Below are 17,307 nucleotides of genomic sequence, written 5' to 3' on the forward strand. Positions count from 1 at the left end.
GATTCTGCCGCCAGAGCGCGGGGGGGCAGGGGGCGGAGGCAATTGTCCGCCCCCTGCGCGCTCCTTGCGCCGCACAGATTATGTGGCATGAGATGAACAAGGAGCGCAATCAGCTGAGAAGCTGAAGGTAATACCGTCTAGCTGACCAGCATTGCGGCTAACTGATTTTTCTGCAATTAAGCGTGCGCATGCCTTATCTGCATTACGAAAATATTAGCTCGGGCTCCAGGTATACGGAGCCGCCACGCCCAGCGGCAGGCCAACGCCCCACCACACCAGCAGCAGGATGCTCCACGCTACGAAGAAGGCGATCGAGTACGGCATCATCATCGATACCAGCGTACCCACACCGGCGCCCTTCACGTAGCGCTGGCAGTAGATAACGATCAGCGGGAAGAAGACCATCAGCGGTGTGATGATGTTGGTGCAGGAGTCACCGATACGGAATGCCGCTTGGGTCAGTTCTGGGGAGATACCCACTGCCATCAGCATTGGCACCATAATCGGCGACAGCAGCGCCCATTTTGCCGATGCGGAACCAATCAGCAGGTTCACTACCGCCGTCAGTACAATCATGCCAATAATTGTGGCCTGCCCCGGCAGCTCCAGCGCTTTCAAGCCGTCTGCGCCCATCAACGCAAACAGTGTGCCGATGTTGGAGTCGCTGAACGCTTTGATAAACATGGCGCAGAAGAAGGCCATCACCATGTACGACCCCATCTTACTCATGGAGTCATTCATTGAGCCAATGACGTCTTTGCCGGTTTTAAACGTACCGGAGGCAAAGCCGTAGACGATACCCGGCAGGATAAAGATCAGGAAAATCAGCGGGACGATGGATTTCATAATCGGCGCGCTGTAGGAGGTCAATGAACCGTCGGTACCGCGCAGCATGGAGCTTTCCGGCCATGCCGCAGCCGCCAGCGCGGCCAGACCCAGCAGCATCACCAACGAGGCGCGGTTAAAAGCGCGGCTCTCTTGCGAAGTGACGCTGGACATATCTTCATCATGCTTAAAGTCGCCATCGATGGTCATTTTGCTGACGCGTGGCTCGACGATACGCTCGGTGACCCACCAGCCGACCAGCGTAATGATGATAGAGGAGGCGATACCGAAGAACAGATTACACAGGGTGTTGACGGTGTAGCTGCTGTCCAGCAGCTGGGCTGCGGCCTGAGTAAAGCCCTGCAGCAGCGCATCGTTACCGGTGGGGACCATGTTGGCGGCAAAGCCACCGGAGACGCCGGAGAATGCGGCGGCAATCCCGACCAGCGGGTGGCGTCCGGCGGACATAAAGATAATGGCACCTAACGGGATGACCAACACATAGCCGGCATCAGCAGCCACGTGGCTGAACATGGCGACAAAAATCAGCATTGGCGTCAGCAGTTTTTTCGGCGTCACGCGCAGCATTTTTTTCAGCGCGACGTTAATAAAGCCGGAGCTTTCCGCCACGCCGACACCCAGCATTGCGACAAGGACAATTCCCAACGGTGCGAAGCCGGTGAAGGTGGTGACCATATTGGCCAGGGTATTGGTTAACGCCTCGGCAGAGAGCAGGTTGTTAACCTTGACCGCTTCCTGAGTCATCGGGTTGATGACGTCAAAGGTCATCATCGACAGCACGGCCGAGAGTCCCATGACGGCAAGTAAAAAATAGAAAAAGATCAGCGCCGGTTCAGGCAGGCGGTTACCCGCTTTTTCGATGGCATTCAGGAAGCCGCTCATCAGGCGACTTTCGCTCACTTCATTCCGTGTCCGTGTTTGCGTATTCATTCGATTCCTTACTTCAGAACAATTGTTTCATTGTTTGTATGAATATTTCGAATGAATAATAGGGGTAATTGCGTAGGGAAACTATGTTTTTATGGCGTATAAAACTGATGAAAATCGCATTTATTGATTTTTTATTCTGGCAATAAGTTTATAGCTGGTTGTTGATTCGGTATTTTCGATTACTGGTCATATTTATGGCTGATGATATAAGGTCAGGATCATTCGCGCTTCAAATGTGAACCAGCTTACCTGGGCTGTCAGTGAGAGGGCGGGGATGAGTATTGTGATGTGTTGCTCATCGACATGAAGCGTCGTTGCATCATGAAAATGGACCAAAGTGGGGTGGCGCTCCGCCAGTGCTTTATAGAGGCTCTCTTTAGCCGAAAATGCGAGGGTTAACGCCAGAGGAAAAGGCAGAGGGCCGGTTCGCAGTACGGCAAGTTCGTCATGGGTGGTGATTTCGGGAGCTAAAGTTTCTCCCCATTGGGGTGTAAAAACGTCTTCAATATCGATCCCAACGGGCTTTGTCGATACCGTTGCAACCGCCGTATTCCCACAGTGGCTAATGCTACCGTAAAGCCCCGACGGCCACAGTGGCTGGCGGCGTTCGCCAATGCCGGGCACGGCTTTTTCACCAAATGTACGCAGTGCGTGAACAGCGGCAATGCGGCCGGCAAGATGTTCGGTTTGTCGTTTTTTACCGGATTTTGCCAGTTGGGCGTGGTGGGGTAGCCACAGCAGATCGGCTGGGCTAAAGGTGTCAGGATCAAAGTCAATACGCTCAATGGCGTGGAAGGTGCGATGATGCGTCTGCATGTGGCTCCTGAAAAACCCTCTCCCGGATGGGAGAGGGAGGGGCACATCTTATCAGAAGTGAGTGTTAATGCTCATGTACCAGGTACGCCCCGGCTCGTTATAGGTGTACGCGCCAGCGCCCGCCATATAAGAAACATCGGTGGTGCTGCCTGTAGTTTGGGCATTACCTTCGCGCCACAGGCGTTTGTCGAAGACGTTATCCACGCCGCCGGTCAGGCTGAGGTTTTTGTTCACATCCCAGGTCGCGCTCAGGCCAACGATGCTGTACGGGCTAATCTCGTTAGCTGATGTGCCGGTTACCGGTTTACCCTGGTAATCGTATTTCTTCGGCTGCTGTTTACCGTACCAGGTAAAGGTGGATTGCAGAGAGACATCCTGACGTACCTGCCAGCTCAGCGTTGAGTTCAGCGTGTACTCCGGAATAATCGACAGACGTTCGCCGGTCTCTTTGTTTTTACTCTGCAGCATGTAGGTGATGTTGTTGGTCCAGTTAACGGTCTCGCTAACCGGTACGTTCAACGTCCCTTCCAGACCTTCAACCACCGCTTTCGGAATGTTTTCCCACTGATAAATATCGGTATAGGTAGTTTTTGTGCCACTGGTAATGGAGGTTCTGCTAAGCGGCGTCATGCCCGCTTCAATTTTGTTGCGGTAATCGTTACGGAACCAGGTCACGCCGGCCAGCCAGCCTTCACGCTTGAACTCCAGACCAATTTCTTTGTTGATACTGGTTTCAGCCTTCAGATCATCGTTACCCATCATGTAGCAACCGATGCCGGTGCTGGCACCCGTGGCGTAGCAGCCCTGGCCTTTACTGTACAGGATGTAGTTCGGGTTGGTCTGGTAGAGGCTAGGCGCTTTGTAGGCGCGCGCGATGCCCATTTTCAGGGTGAAGTCGTCACCCAGACCCTGAGACAGGTTCAGGGATGGGCTCCAGTTGTCGCCGACGATGCTGTGGTGATCGAAGCGTAGCGCAGGTGTCAACATAGTACTGTCGGTGACTTCCATATTGTTCTCAGCGAACAGCGAGAAGATCTCCGCCTGTGAGTATGGACTGCGATTGGTACTGTCATAACCAGGAATGTTGCCGCCCAGGAAGGTCTGAGTATTGGAACTGGAATCCTTCATGCGCTGTTGGTTCCATTCGGTACCCAACGTCAGGTTTTGGTTGATGCCCAGCTCAAATGGAATGCTGATTTCGCTGTGCAGCATCACATCTGCCAGGTCAGTATCACTGAACAGATTGCTATTAAACAGACCTTCCAGGCCACCGGCCAGACCTTCGCCCAGGCGAGAGTTGCGGGTATGTTCGTACTGCGCCCAGTTACTGGTGGTGATGCCGTTGTCCCAACCGCCATTCCAGGTCAGTGCATAGTTCTGGCGATACATACGGTTAGTTTCTTTACCGTAGTATTTTTTCACCAATCCATTGGTTTTGTTATCGTTGTTGGTGTTCTGGGTGTCGCCCGCGTACAGGTTGCCCTGACGGCTGTAGCCTGCTTCGAACTCCAGAGACTGCATTGGCGCAAAGTCCCAGCGAACCTGGCCGTTGATGTCTTTGTTTTCAACGCCTTCACGTCCTGCAGGCATCGTGTCTGAATAGGTCCCTGTACGGACAGATTGGTGCCCCTGGTTGATATCCCACGCATCAGCCTGGGTTTTATCAAGGTTACCGTACAGACGGAAGCTGAAATCTCCGCCCAGCGGGCCGTTCAGGCTAAAGTTGGTACGTTTGGTCGAACCTTCTTCTTTGTGCTCCGGCGCGTTCAGGTAGGTATTCCATGAACCGTGCCACTCATCGCCACCTTTTTTGGTGATGATATTCACCACGCCGCCCGCTGCGCCGTTACCATAACGAGCAGCTGCAGGGCCACGTAGGACTTCAATGCGTTCAATCATTTCTGGCGGTACCCAACCGGTATCGCCGCGGGTATCACGCTCACCGCGCCAACCCTGACGCACGGAGTTACGGCTGGTAACCGGTTTGCCGTCAATCAGAATCAGGGTGTTTTCCGGACCCATACCGCGAATATCGATCTGGCGGTTGTTACCGCGCTGGCCGCTAGTGGAGTTACCGGTCAGGTTAACGCCCGGCATGGTACGGATGATTTCAGAAACGTCGCGCGCCGGTGGGCGTTTGCGAATTTCATCGGCGGTGATGGTGGAGACACCCGGTGCCTGCAGATTCTGCTCGGCAGCGGTGACGACCATGGTTTCCCCGTCTGCGTCTTTGGTGGTGGTCTCTGCGGCAAAAGCCGGAGCCGCGACGCCATAAATACCCAAGTTGACCAGGAAGGCCAGGGATTTGATTTTATTATTCATTGTGTGTCCTGCTTTTCGTCGCCGTATGCTGTGTGTATCCATTCCCAAAGGGGATGCTACGACGTGGTTATATGCGATACCCGTCATACTTCACGCTGCAGGTGCGTTGGCTGCGTTCGCTTATCTCAATCACGGACTGATGTACGCTCCGGGGGACTCGCTCTCTTACCAACTTCCTTCGTGTGAATGATTTTGGGTATGAAGCATGTGAAAGTTGCGCGCCAATACGCTATTGCAAATGCAAATAGTTATCAATAATATTATCAATAAATTTTCATGTGTAACAAGAAATTCCACAATAAACATGGGGTTAACGTGGTGGGAAAGTTAGTGACAGGAAGTGACGCATGGTGGGCGACGGTAAAAGGTCCACAATATGAACAGGTTAACGATGATTTTCAGGTGACTTTTTGGTGGCGAGACCCCGCCGGAAACGAAACCGCATCGCCGATTCAGCGGGTCTGGATTTACATTACCGGCGTCACTGACCACCATCACAACTCCGCTCCGCAAACCTTACAACGCGTTCCTCACTCCGATGCCTGGTGCTGGACAACGACCCTCCCGCCAACCTGGCGTGGCAGCTACTGTTTTGTCCCCTCCGAGCGTGAAGATGATTTTTCCCCGGAAATTTTTACCGCTGTTGAACCCGACCGTATGCTGCTGCGGGAAGGCTGGCGCAAGCTGCTGCCGCGCGCGATTGCCGATCCTTTAAATGCGCAAAGCTGGAAGGGCGGGCGCGGCCATGCGGTCTCTGCGTTCGAGCTGCCGCAAGCGCCTGAACAACCCGGTTGGTCAACGCCCGCCGCCGAATGGCCTGAGCCACAATGCATCACCTGGCGCAGCGAACGGTTGGGTAACCAGCGCCGGGTATGGGTATTCACCACCGGGAAACAGTCCGACGGCGAACGGCCACTTGCCGTGCTGCTTGATGGGCAGTTCTGGGCTGAAAGTATGCCCGTGTGGCCAGCGCTTACCGCATTAACCGAGTCAAAGAAACTCCCCCCGGCGGTCTATCTGCTGATTGACGTTATCGACAACGCTCATCGCAGCGAAGAGTTGCCGTGTAACCCGGAATTCTGGCTAGCGGTGCAGCAAGAACTGTTGCCGCAGGTGCAGGCGATAGCGCCGTTTAGCGACCGTGCCGACCGTACCGTGGTCGCGGGGCAGAGCTTTGGCGGCCTGTCGGCGATGTACGCCGGTCTGCGCTGGCCGCAGCGTTTTGGCTGCGTGCTGAGCCAGTCGGGATCCTATTGGTGGCCGCATCGCGGAGGCCGACAAATCGGCGAAATCCTGGAACAGTTGCAGCGCGGCGAACTCCACCCTCAGGGCTTGCGGATCGTGCTGGAAGCGGGGATTCGCGAGCCGATTATTTTTCGCGCCAATCAGGCGCTTTTGACCCAATTACAGCACATGCAGCAGTCCGTTTTCTGGCGTCAGGTTGACGGCGGACATGATGCGCTTTGCTGGCGCGGCGGGCTTACCGCTGGGCTGATGACGCTCTGGGATACCCAGGCCGCAAAGCCGGATTAACGACAGGAGTTTGGTATGCAAGTCAGTAACCCCTTCGATGTGGCGCAAGGGCAATTTTACCTTCTGCAAAACCCTCAGCAGCAGTTTAGCCTTTGGCCGCAGCAGTGCTCGCTGCCTGCCGGTTGGACGGTCGTCTGTGAACCGCAGCCGCTTGAGGCATGCAACGCCTGGCTGTCGGCCAACTGGAACACGCTTATTCCCGAGAATTTTGTTACTGCGGGAGGCCTGGCATGAGCGCACGTTTACCGCTTATCGCCGCGCAGCCGGGGATCTGGATGGCAGAAGCGCTGTCTACGCTGCCTAACGCCTGGAGCGTGGCGCATTACGTTGAACTGAAAGGGGATATTGACGGTGAACTGCTGGCGCGCGCTATCGCCGCCGGGATGATGCAGGCCGACACGTTAAGAATGCGTTTTGCGCAGGACAACGGTGATATCTGGCAGTGGGTGGATGAAAGCGCGGTGATTGCTGAGCCACCTATTTTTGACTTACGCCATCAGGTCGAACCACAGCAGGCGGCAATCGCGCAAATGCAGGCTGACCTGGCGCAAAATAGTCGTGTAGACAGCGGCAATCCGCTGTTCTGCCATCAGCTTCTCCGGGGGGGTGACAACCACTGGTTCTGGTATCAACGCTATCACCACCTGCTGGTTGATGGCTTTAGCTTCCCAGCGATAACCCGCCAGATAAGCTTGATTTATCAGGCCTGGCAGAAAGGTGACGCCACGCCGGAGTCGGTCTTCACACCGTTTGCTGAGGTGGTCGAAGAATATCAGCGTTACCGCGACAGTGAAGCCTGCCAGCGCGATAAAGCGTTCTGGGCCGAACAGCGTCGGGCGCTGCCATCACCGGCCTCGCTCTCTCCCGCACCGTTACCGGGGCGCGCTGAGAGCACCGCTATCTGGCGCCTTAAACTCAATGCCGATCGTCGGGCATTTTCCCGTTTGAGCGCCGCCGGGCCGCAGTGTCAACCCGCCGATCTGGCGCTGGCTTTAGCCGCGTTGTGGCTGGGGCGCCTGTGCGGGCGCAGTGAATACGCCGCTGGATTTATCTTTATGCGCCGCATGGGTTCCGCCGCGCTGACGGCCACCGGGCCTGTGCTCAACGTCCTGCCGCTGGCGGTGACGCTGAACGGCCAGGAAACGCTGGCTGACCTGGCCACGCGCCTTTCCGGGCAGTTGAAAAAAATGCGCCGCCACCAGCGCTATGACGCCGAGCAAATCGTCCGTGATGCCGGGAAAGCCGCCGGTGATGAAGCGCTATTTGGCCCGGTATTTAACGTCAAAATGTTTGATTATCGCCTCGGTTTTGACGATGTTGACTTCACGACGCACACGTTGGCGACTGGTCCGGTCAACGATCTGGAGCTGGCGCTGTTCCCGGATGAAAATGGTGGGTTATCCCTTGAGATTCTCGCCAATCAACAACGTTATGATAAAGCGACGTTACAGCAGCATATCGCCCGTTTATCCGCAATTTTACAGCAGTTCGCCGATAATCCTGCACTTCGTTGCGCCGATGCGGAACTGGTTTCGCAGGCGGAATATCAGCGCCTGGCGCAGATTAACGCCACCGAGAAAACCTTACCGTCGGCAACGTTAAGTTCGCTGGTTGCAGAGCAGGCGCGTAAGACGCCGGATGCCGTGGCGCTGGTTGATGCGCAGTATCGATTTACCTACCGTGAAATGCGCCAGCAGGTGATTGCGCTGGCCAACGTGCTGCGCCAGCGCGGCGTTAAGCCTGGTGACAGCGTGGCGGTGGCGTTGCCGCGTTCGGTATTCCTGACGCTGGCGCTGCACGCGATTGTGGAAGCGGGGGCCGCCTGGCTGCCGCTGGACACCGGCTACCCGGACGATCGTTTGCAGATGATGCTGGAGGACGCGCGGCCTTCGCTGCTGATTACTGCCGATGACCAGCTGCACCGATTCCCCAATATCGAAAGCCTGTGTCTGAATGCGCCATTGCCTGCGGGTGACGCGTTGCCGCTGAAGCTAGCGAAGCCTGAACAGACGGCCTACATCATCTTTACCTCTGGCTCGACCGGTCGCCCGAAAGGGGTGATGGTGGGGCATGAGGCTATCGTCAATCGCCTGCTGTGGATGCAGGACCACTATCCGCTCACCGCTGACGATGTGGTGGCGCAGAAAACGCCGTGCAGTTTTGACGTCTCGGTTTGGGAATTCTGGTGGCCGTTTATCACCGGCGCAAGCCTGGTAATGGCAGAGCCGGAAGCGCACCGTGACCCGCTGGCTATGCAGCAGTTCTTTGCTGAGTATAGCGTCACCACCACACACTTTGTGCCGTCGATGCTGGCGGCGTTTGTCGCTTCGCTGACGCCGGAAACGGCGGACTGCTGTCGTTCGCTCAAACAGGTGTTCTGTAGCGGTGAAGCGCTGCCGACCGGGCTGTGCCGCGAGTGGGAAATATTAACCCACGTGCCGTTGCATAACCTGTACGGCCCGACGGAAGCGGCGGTAGACGTGAGCTGGTATCCGGCCTACGGTGAAGCGCTGTCGGCGGTGACCGGCAACAGCGTGCCAATTGGTTTCCCGGTGTGGAATACCGGGCTACGTATTCTGGATGCCATGATGCGTCCGGTGCCGTTTGGCGTGGCAGGCGATCTCTATCTTACCGGCATTCAGCTGGCGCAGGGCTATCTGGGCCGCCCGGATCTGACCGCCAGCCGCTTTATTGCCGATCCGTTTGCTCCCGGTGAACGCATGTATCGCACCGGCGACGTAGCGCGCTGGCTGGATAATGGTGCGGTGGAATATTTAGGCCGCAGCGACGATCAGCTAAAGATCCGCGGCCAGCGCATTGAGCTGGGCGAAATCGATCGGGTGATGCAATCGCTGCCGGGTGTCGAGCAGGCTGTGACCCATGCCTGCGTGATAAACCAGGCAGCGGCCACCGGCGGTGATGCACGCCAGCTGGTGGGCTATGTGGTGTCGGCCTCCGGACTGCCTCTGGAGACGGATGCGCTGCTGGCGCGCCTGCGCGAACAGCTGCCGCCGCACATGGTGCCGGTGGTGATCTTGCAATTAAGTGTATTGCCGCTCAGTGCGAACGGGAAGCTTGATCGCAAAGCGTTACCGCTGCCGTCGCTGACGCAGAAAACCGCAGGCCGTGCGCCGCAATCGGCAACGGAAACGCTGGTCGCTGGCGCTTTCAGTGAACTGTTGGGCTGTGAAATTAATGATATCGATGCCGACTTCTTCGCCCTTGGTGGCCATTCGCTGCTGGCGATGCGGCTGGCGGCGATGCTGAGCCGCAGCGTGGGCCGTCAGGTCACGCCGGGGCAGGTGATGGTGTCATCGACGGTGGGCAAACTTAGCGCGCTGCTGGAGGCGAATGACGATGAGCTCGCGCAGCGCTTGGGCTATGAGCCGCTGCTGCCGCTGCGTACCGGGACGGGACCGACGCTGTTCTGTTTCCATCCGGCGTCCGGTTTTGCCTGGCAGTTCAGCGTGCTGTCGCGCTACCTATCGCCGCGTTGGTCAATTACCGGTATTCAGTCGCCGCGTCCGCAGGGGCCGATGCAAACAGCCGCTACTTTGGATGAAGTTTGCGAGCACCATCTGGCCACGCTACGCCAGCAGCAGCCTCACGGGCCGTATTATCTGCTGGGCTACTCGCTGGGCGGTACGCTGGCACAGGGAATTGCCGCGCGTCTGCGTCAGCAGGGCGAAGACGTGGCGTTCCTCGGGCTGTTGGATACCTGGCCGCCGGAAACGCAAAACTGGGCGGAAAAAGAGGCCAACGGTCTCGATCCAGCCGTGTTAGCTGAGATTGACCGCGAACGTGAAGCGTTCCTCGCCGCGCAGCAGGGGCAGGCTTCCAGCGAGCTATTTACCGCGATTGAAGGCAATTACGCCGATGCGGTACGCCTGCTCACTACCGCCCACAGTGCGCAGTTTGACGGTAAGGCCACGCTGTTTGTGGCGGAGAAAACCCGTCAGGCCGATCCGCAAGTAGCCTGGGGGCCGTGGGTGGGAGAACTGGAGGTTTACAGCCAGAACTGCGCGCACGTGGATATCATTACGCCAGCGGCATTTGAAGCGATTGGTCCGGTGATTCGTGAGATTCTGGGGTAGGTGAGTTGTAGTCAGTCGGGGAGGGGATGGACGTACTTTGCGTACGTGCAGAAACCCTCACCCCAACCCTCTCCCTTAAAAAGGGAGAGGGGGCAGACTGAGTCTGAACTTTACAATTGGCACCGTACGGTTCCCTCGCCCCTTTGGGGAGAGGGTTAGGGTGAGGGGGATTCGCAGATTATCAAACCTCAGCGCCGTCCAAGCGGCACCACCAGCGGCGTATGTGCCACGGGATCATCAATAATCATGCAACGCAGCCCGTACACCGCTTCAATCAGCTCTGGCGTCACGATCTCCTTTGGCGCACCTTCGGCCACAATTTTCCCCTCACGCAGCGCAATTAAATGCGTCGCATAGCGGCAGGCCTGGTTTAAATCGTGCAGCACGGCGGCGAGCGTGAAGCCACGCTCGCGGTTCAGCTCGCTTAACAGTTCCAGCAGGTCTATCTGATGGCTGATATCCAGCCACGTCGTCGGCTCGTCAAGCAGCATAATCGAGGTGTCCTGCGCCAGCACCATCGCAATCCACGCTCGCTGTCGCTGTCCGCCGGAGAGCGTATCCACGCTTTGGCTAGCCAGATTAACAATCCCGGTGGCCTGCATGGCGTTTTGCACGGCATCTTCATCTTCTTGCCGCCAGCGGCTAAACAGCGGCTGGTGTGGGTAGCGACCGCGCGCCACCAATTCCTGCACCGAAATATCGCCCGGCGTAGTGGCGTTTTGCGCCAGCAGGCCGATACGGCGTGCGACTTCTTTGCTTGCGTAGTGCTGGATCTCTTCGCCATCAAGGTAGACGTGACCCTTCGTCGGCGTCATCAAACGGCTGAGCGTGCGCAGCAGCGTCGATTTTCCGCAGCCGTTGGGGCCGATAATCGCGGTGAAATGGCCATCCGGGATGGTGACGTTCAACGACTCGGCAATGGTTTTTTTACCGTAGGCGAGGGTTAACTGGTCGCCGCGCAAACGGGCTACATTGTCGGTCATTTTTTGCGAGACTCCTGAATAAGCAACACGATGAGGTAGATACCACCAAGGCTGACGGTCACCACGCCCACCGGAAGTTGATAAGGCAAGAACAGCTGCTGGGCGCAGAAATCGGCGGCGGCCAGCAGTACCGCACCGCACAGCGCCGCCTGGGTGAGTCCCCAGCGGGCGGTGCCGCTAAGACGGTGGGCGATGTGTGGCGCAACCAGCGCGATAAATGAGATAGGCCCGGCCAGCGCGGTGGCGGCGGCGGTGAGTACCACGGCAATCAACATTAACAGCAGACGAGAATACTCCACGCGCACGCCCAGCGCGCAGGCGCTGTCGTCGCCCATTTCCAACAATCGCAGGCGGCGCACCAGCAGCGCCGAGCAGATCAGGGCGACTCCCATCAGCGGCGCGGCGGGCCAGATTTTCGCCCAGGTTAGCCCGTTGAGCGAGCCGGAGAACCACAGCCCGGCGGAAACCGCGGTTTCTAGCGATGCCCGCAGCAGCAGCCAGGTGTTGAAGGCCATCAGCATCGCCCGGATACCAATGCCGATAATAATCAGCCGGAAGGTGTCGATGCCGTTGCGCCATGCCAGCGCCCACACCAGCAGCGAAGTCACAATGCCCCCGGCCATCGCGGCCAGCGTAATGGTGGTGAGATTCTGGCCGAAGAAAACCATCGCCACCAGGACGCCGCTCCATGCGCCGGTGTTGAAGCCCATCACGTCCGGGCTGCCCAGCGGGTTACGCATTAGCGACTGGAAAATCGCGCCGCTAACACCGAGCGCGGCACCAATCAGCAGCGCCATCAGCACCCGTGGCAAACGCCACTCGGTAACCACCATGGTGATGGCGCGCGGCGCATCGCCAAAGAGAGCCGCGAAAACTTGCGACAGCTCCAGCGTGACCGCACCGCTACGCAAACTCAACATCGTGAGCAGCAAGCAGGCGATGACCAGCAGGAGACAGCTGACAATCAGGCGGCGGGAAGGGGAGATCATCGACCACCTCCATTCGCCTTACGACGAACAAGGAAAATCAGCACCGGCGCGCCGATAAAGGCGCTGACCACCGACACGCGCAGCTCACCAGGCACCAGCAGGCGACCGATAATATCGGCGAACAGCAACAAAGACGGGGTGGCTAGCAGGGTAACAGGCAGCGACCAGCGATGGTCGGCACCCACCAACCAGCGGGCGATATGCGGCATCATCAGGCCAATAAAGGCGATAGGGCCGACCACCGAAGTGGCACTGGCGCACAGGATCGTAATCACCAGTAGCCCGGTGATTTGCGTACGTGCCACTTTGCTGCCCAGCGCGGTAGCGGTATCGGTGCCCAGGCTCAGACTATTGAGCGAGCGGCTCATCATCAGCGCCACAACGCCTGCAATCAGTACGGGAATAAGCACCGTTTTCAGGGTTTGCAGGGTGCGAATATCCAGCGAACCGGCCTGCCAGAAACGCAGCTGATCGTAAACATCGGGGTTGAGCAGGGCGATACCGTTGGAAAAACCTTCCAGTACCGCCGCCAGCGCCACGCCCGCCAGCGTTAAGCGGACCGGGCTGAGTTGGCCTCCGCCCGCGCTACCGGTGAAGGCGACGATGAGTGAAGCGGCTAACGCACCGCAAAAGGCCATTGCCAGCTGCTCCTGTGGCGAAGAGATCCCGAGCAGCGCCGCGCCGAGAACGATAGCAAAACTAGCACCGGCATTTACGCCGAGAATGCCCGGGTCGGCAAGGGGGTTACGCGTGAGGGTTTGCATCAGTGCGCCGGCCAGGCCTAGGGCGCCACCGGCGAGCAACCCGGCCAGGGTGCGCGGCAGACGGGCGTCGAGCACGATAATGCAGTCAGCGCTTTGACAGGTGCCGCTGAGAGCATCAACGACGACGGAAATGGGTAGTGGTCTGGCGCCAATTAATAAGCTGAGCGTAACGGCGAGAAACAGCAGTATCAACAAACCGGGCAGCGTGATGGCGCGCAGCACGGGGGTGGAAAACGACATGGTGACATCCCTGATGTGATAATGATAGTGATTATCGTTATCTATCTTATTCGTTTATGGTAGCATGAGCGCCCTTGGAAAGGGTATGAAAAAAATACAAGGCCTTGTAATGAACCGACAATCCCGGCTCCTTGATCTGAGCCTGCTCAAAACGCATCCGGCTTTCCGCGCCGTCTTTATCGCTCGCTTTATCTCCATTCTTTCACTGGGTCTGCTCGGCGTTGCTGTGCCGGTTCAAATCCAAATGATGACCCATTCGACCTGGCAAGTCGGGCTGTCGGTGACGTTGACCGGCGGGGCGATGTTCGTCGGCCTGATGGTTGGCGGCGTGCTGGCAGACCGCTACGAGCGCCGTAAGCTGATTCTGCTGGCGCGCGGCACCTGCGGCGTGGGTTTTATTGGCCTGTGGCTCAATGCGCTACTGCCTGAACCCTCTCTGGTGGCGATCTATCTGCTGGGACTGTGGGACGGTTTCTTTGCCTCGCTGGGCGTGACCGCGCTACTGGCAGCGACACCGGCGCTGGTTGGGCGTGAAAACCTGATGCAGGCGGGAGCAATCACCATGCTGACGGTGCGCCTGGGTTCGGTGATCTCGCCGATGGTTGGCGGCCTGTTGCTGGCCTCTGGCGGCGTGTCATGGAACTACCTGCTGGCGGCGCTCGGGACCTTTATCACTACCCTGACGCTACTGCGTTTACCGCAGCTACCGCCACCACCGCAGCCGCGCGAACACCCGCTGAAATCGCTGGTGGCCGGTTTTCGGTTCCTGCTCGGCAGCCCGCTGATTGGCGGTATTGCGCTGCTGGGCGCGCTGGTCACGATGGCCAGTGCGGTACGCGTACTCTATCCAGCGCTGGCACAAGGCTGGCAAATGTCGGCATCGCAGATTGGCCTGCTGTATGCGGCCATTCCCCTTGGGGCGGCCTTTGGCGCGTTGACCAGCGGACGGCTGGCACAAAATGAGCGTCCGGGCTGGATTATGCTGCTGGCAACCGTCGGCGCCTTTGTTGCCATTGGGCTGTTTGCCATGATGCCGCACTGGGCGCTTGCCATGATGTGTCTGGCCCTGTTCGGCTGGCTCAGCGCTATCAGCTCGCTGCTGCAATACACTCTGATTCAAACGCAAACGCCAGAGGCGATGCTGGGGCGGATTAACGGTCTGTGGACCGCGCAGAACGTCACCGGTGATGCCATCGGGGCGGCGCTGTTAGGTGGGCTGGGCGCAATATTGACTCCGGTAGCCTCAGCCAGCGTCAGCGGTTGGGGGCTGGCGATTGTCGGTGGGATTTTACTGCTGTTACTGGGGGAGCTGCGCCGATTCAGACGTGAAATGCCGGCGTCGGCAGAAGTCTAATCGCGAGGTCCGTATCCGGCGTGCACGGGCGTGCGAGCCGGATACGTCATCAAGCAGGCTTAGCCAAATAGCGCCGACAGACGTTCTAACACGCGGGTCGCGCTGTAGTAATCCAGACGGAACGTTTCGGTGCCCAGCGCGTAAACGTGCTTATTCTTCACTGCGGTAAGATGCGCCAGCAGCGGGTTGGCATAGATCGCATCAACATCTTTCTGGTCACCAGCAAACAGGAACAGGCTTTCGCCGTTCAGGCCAGTCGCCAGATTTTCACCACCAAGCTGGATGATGTCATGGCGCTTGCCCTGGCTCTGGCTAGCGTGTAGCCCTGCGGGCAGAGTGGCCTGGGTGAAGCCAAGCTGCTGGAGGAACTGTCCTTGGGCGGATTCGCTGGTCCACAGATTTGCGCTGTGCGCAGCGGCGGTGTAAACCAACGCGCTCACCGGCTGCGGTGGCAGTTTAATTTGCTGTTTCACCGTTGCCAGCTGCTTGTCAAAAGCGGCAATACGCTCGGCGGCCTGTTTCTCCTGGCCGGTCATCTGCCCAAGCTGGGTGAGCAGTGCCTGCCAGCTTTTATCATCGTAGTTGACGATGAGCGTTGGGGCGATGGTGGAGAGCTGGTCGTACAGCGCCAGCGCGGAGTCACCGCCAGTGGCGCTAATTAAAATCAGATCCGGCATTTGCGCGGCGACGGCTTCAGCACTGGGTTCGCCGATATACAGGCGAGCCAGCTTGCGCGCTTTGGCCACATCGCCCCATTGGCGCAGGAAGCCCTGATCGTCGGCGACACGGTTATTTGGCGTAGTCGCCCCGCTGGCGACTACCGGTGCGTCGATGGCCAGCAGTGAGCCGGTCAGGGTCACGCTGGTGGAGACGATGCGGGTCGGTTTATGTTCCAGCGTGTGTACGCCGTGGCTGTCGGTAATCTGACGCGGCCAATCTGCTGCGTGAGCTGAGGATAATCCCAAAACGCTAAAGCCTGCGAGGAGTGCGGCGGTACGCCACAGGGCGGTGAAGTTCACGGAGACAAGTCCTGGTTGTTGTTGGTTAATGCTTCTCATTTTCAACTATTGACCCATCCTGATGCAAGCGCTCTGCGCGCGAAGGTGGAGAACAACATCGGGCATACGACGTTGCTATTAAGCACAAGATGCTGCTTTGTCCTGTTGACATACGAGGCGTTTACTTTTAGGTTACCGAACCAAAATATAAATGATAATTATTCGTAATATCTTTATCGTTTTTGGAGGATGATATGGAAACGTCACTGGCTGCGGAAACGCAACAACAGCAGGATCAGGCCACGATCGCGGCCGACAACTTTTTCTTTATGTCGCCGTTTCGCAGTTTTACGACATCTGGCTGCTTTACGCGTTTTACCTGCCCAGCAGAAGGGGGCGATAACCCAGACAGCGCTTTCCAGCAGGGGCTTGCATCGGCGTTTGCTGCCGCCAAAGCGGCCGGAATTGAAAACCCAGTGATGGTTGGCGCAATCCCCTTCGATACCCGCCAGCCTTCGGCACTGTTTATTCCCGAACGCTGCGAAACCTTTTCGCGGACCGCGAAACAGAAGTCGTCACGCTACAATGCCTCGCGTGAACCGATGGCGGTGACTGCGCGCCAGGAAATTCCCGAACACCCTGTATTCCTCGATATGGTTGCTCAGGCGGCTGCGCTGACGGCGACGCCGCAGGTCGATAAAGTCGTGCTCTCACGGCTGATTGATATTACCGCTGCGCAGACGCTGGACAGCGGTGCGCTGCTGGAGCGCCTGGTGGCACAAAACCCGGCGAGCTTTAATTTCCACGTGCCACTGCCCGATGGCGGCGTGCTGCTCGGCGCAAGCCCAGAGCTGCTGCTGCGCAAAGAGGGCGATCATTATAGCTCGCTGCCGCTGGCCGGTTCTGCGCGTCGCCAGCCGGATGACGTACTGGACCGTGAAGCGGGTAACCGCCTGCTGGCCTCGGAAAAAGACCGTCACGAGCATGAGCTGGTGACGCAGTCGATGAAACAGACGCTGGCGCCTCGTAGCCTGCAGCTGTCATTGCCGCAAACGCCGCAGTTGGTCAACACGCCAACCCTATGGCATCTCGCGACGCCGATTGAAGGCCAGGCCAAAGCCGAAGAGAACGCGCTGACCCTGGCTTGCCTGCTGCATCCCACGCCAGCGCTGAGCGGTTTCCCGCATCAGATTGCTAAACAGGTGATTGCTGAACTGGAGCCTTTTGAACGTGACCTGTTCGGCGGCATCGTCGGCTGGTGCGACAGCGAAGGCAACGGCGAGTGGGTGGTGACTATCCGCTGCGCACGGGTGAAGGATAACGGCGTGCGCCTGTTTGCTGGCGCGGGCATTGTCCCTGCATCATCACCTGAGTCCGAGTGGCGTGAAACTGGCGTCAAACTTTCTACCATGCTGAACGTATTTGGCCTGCACTAGGA

The 17,307-nt window shown here is 58.0% G+C and carries 12 protein-coding genes; 5 read left to right on the top strand and 7 right to left on the bottom strand.

What is annotated here, in order from left to right:
- Positions 1-213 precede the first annotated feature (213 nt).
- From KP80_RS16650 to KP80_RS16660, 3 genes are all read right to left on the bottom strand, one after another.
- The gene (locus KP80_RS16650; protein ID WP_052284762.1) at positions 214-1,776 is read right to left on the bottom strand and encodes an AbgT family transporter; all 1,563 of its coding nucleotides are present in this window, start codon (positions 1,774-1,776) and stop codon (positions 214-216) included.
- A 192-nt stretch (positions 1,777-1,968) separates the two neighbouring features.
- Entirely contained in the window at positions 1,969-2,592 is a 624-nt protein-coding gene (gene entD, locus KP80_RS16655) for an enterobactin synthase subunit EntD (RefSeq protein WP_052284763.1), read from the bottom strand.
- 51 nt (positions 2,593-2,643) lie between these two features.
- Positions 2,644-4,914: a TonB-dependent siderophore receptor gene (locus tag KP80_RS16660; protein WP_052284764.1), complete on the bottom strand. Its 2,271-nt coding sequence runs from the start codon at positions 4,912-4,914 to the stop codon at positions 2,644-2,646.
- Positions 4,915-5,190: 276 nt separating this feature from the next.
- On the opposite strand from KP80_RS16660, the gene fes reads away from it, so the two are divergent.
- From fes to entF, 3 genes are read left to right on the top strand one after another with little or no spacing between them, the layout of a single operon-like run.
- Positions 5,191-6,447, top strand: a complete 1,257-nt coding sequence (gene fes, locus KP80_RS16665) for an enterochelin esterase (RefSeq protein WP_052284765.1) — start codon at positions 5,191-5,193, stop codon at positions 6,445-6,447.
- A gap of 15 nt (positions 6,448-6,462) precedes the next feature.
- A complete protein-coding gene (locus tag KP80_RS16670) occupies positions 6,463-6,681 on the top strand; it encodes an MbtH family protein (protein WP_052284766.1) in 219 nt (72 codons plus the stop codon).
- A complete protein-coding gene (gene entF / locus KP80_RS16675) occupies positions 6,678-10,541 on the top strand; it encodes an enterobactin non-ribosomal peptide synthetase EntF (RefSeq protein WP_052284767.1) in 3,864 nt (1,287 codons plus the stop codon). The genes KP80_RS16670 and entF overlap by 4 nt, the downstream gene beginning before the upstream one ends.
- A gap of 188 nt (positions 10,542-10,729) precedes the next feature.
- On the opposite strand, the gene fepC is transcribed toward entF, so the two are convergent.
- Genes fepC through fepD form a run of 3 tightly spaced genes read right to left on the bottom strand, consistent with a single transcriptional unit; the run spans position 10,730 to position 13,517 of the window.
- Positions 10,730-11,524: an iron-enterobactin ABC transporter ATP-binding protein gene (gene fepC, locus KP80_RS16680; protein ID WP_052284768.1), complete on the bottom strand. Its 795-nt coding sequence runs from the start codon at positions 11,522-11,524 to the stop codon at positions 10,730-10,732.
- Positions 11,521-12,513 carry an iron-enterobactin ABC transporter permease gene (gene fepG, locus KP80_RS16685; protein WP_052284769.1) on the bottom strand — a complete coding sequence of 331 codons (993 nt, stop codon included), beginning with the start codon at positions 12,511-12,513 and terminating at the stop codon, positions 11,521-11,523. Before fepG ends, fepC begins: the two co-directional genes overlap by 4 nt.
- Positions 12,510-13,517 (bottom strand): Fe(3+)-siderophore ABC transporter permease, encoded by a 1,008-nt coding sequence (gene fepD, locus KP80_RS16690; protein ID WP_052284770.1) that lies wholly within the window; start codon positions 13,515-13,517, stop codon positions 12,510-12,512. The genes fepG and fepD overlap by 4 nt, the downstream gene beginning before the upstream one ends.
- 109 nt (positions 13,518-13,626) lie before the next feature.
- On the opposite strand from fepD, the gene entS reads away from it, so the two are divergent.
- Complete coding sequence (gene entS / locus KP80_RS16695; RefSeq protein WP_052284771.1) at positions 13,627-14,871, top strand: enterobactin transporter EntS; 1,245 nt, start codon at positions 13,627-13,629, stop codon at positions 14,869-14,871.
- Between the two features lie 59 nt (positions 14,872-14,930).
- On the opposite strand, the gene fepB is transcribed toward entS, so the two are convergent.
- Positions 14,931-15,890 (bottom strand): Fe2+-enterobactin ABC transporter substrate-binding protein, encoded by a 960-nt coding sequence (fepB, locus tag KP80_RS16700; protein WP_231625937.1) that lies wholly within the window; start codon positions 15,888-15,890, stop codon positions 14,931-14,933.
- Positions 15,891-16,123: 233 nt separating this feature from the next.
- On the opposite strand from fepB, the gene entC reads away from it, so the two are divergent.
- Positions 16,124-17,305: an isochorismate synthase EntC gene (entC, locus tag KP80_RS16705; protein WP_052284773.1), complete on the top strand. Its 1,182-nt coding sequence runs from the start codon at positions 16,124-16,126 to the stop codon at positions 17,303-17,305.
- The last annotated feature ends 2 nt before the right edge of the window (positions 17,306-17,307 follow it).

This window comes from Kluyvera genomosp. 1 (genome assembly GCF_001266615.1).
In the GTDB taxonomy this organism is placed as follows: domain Bacteria; phylum Pseudomonadota; class Gammaproteobacteria; order Enterobacterales; family Enterobacteriaceae; genus Kluyvera; species Kluyvera cryocrescens_A.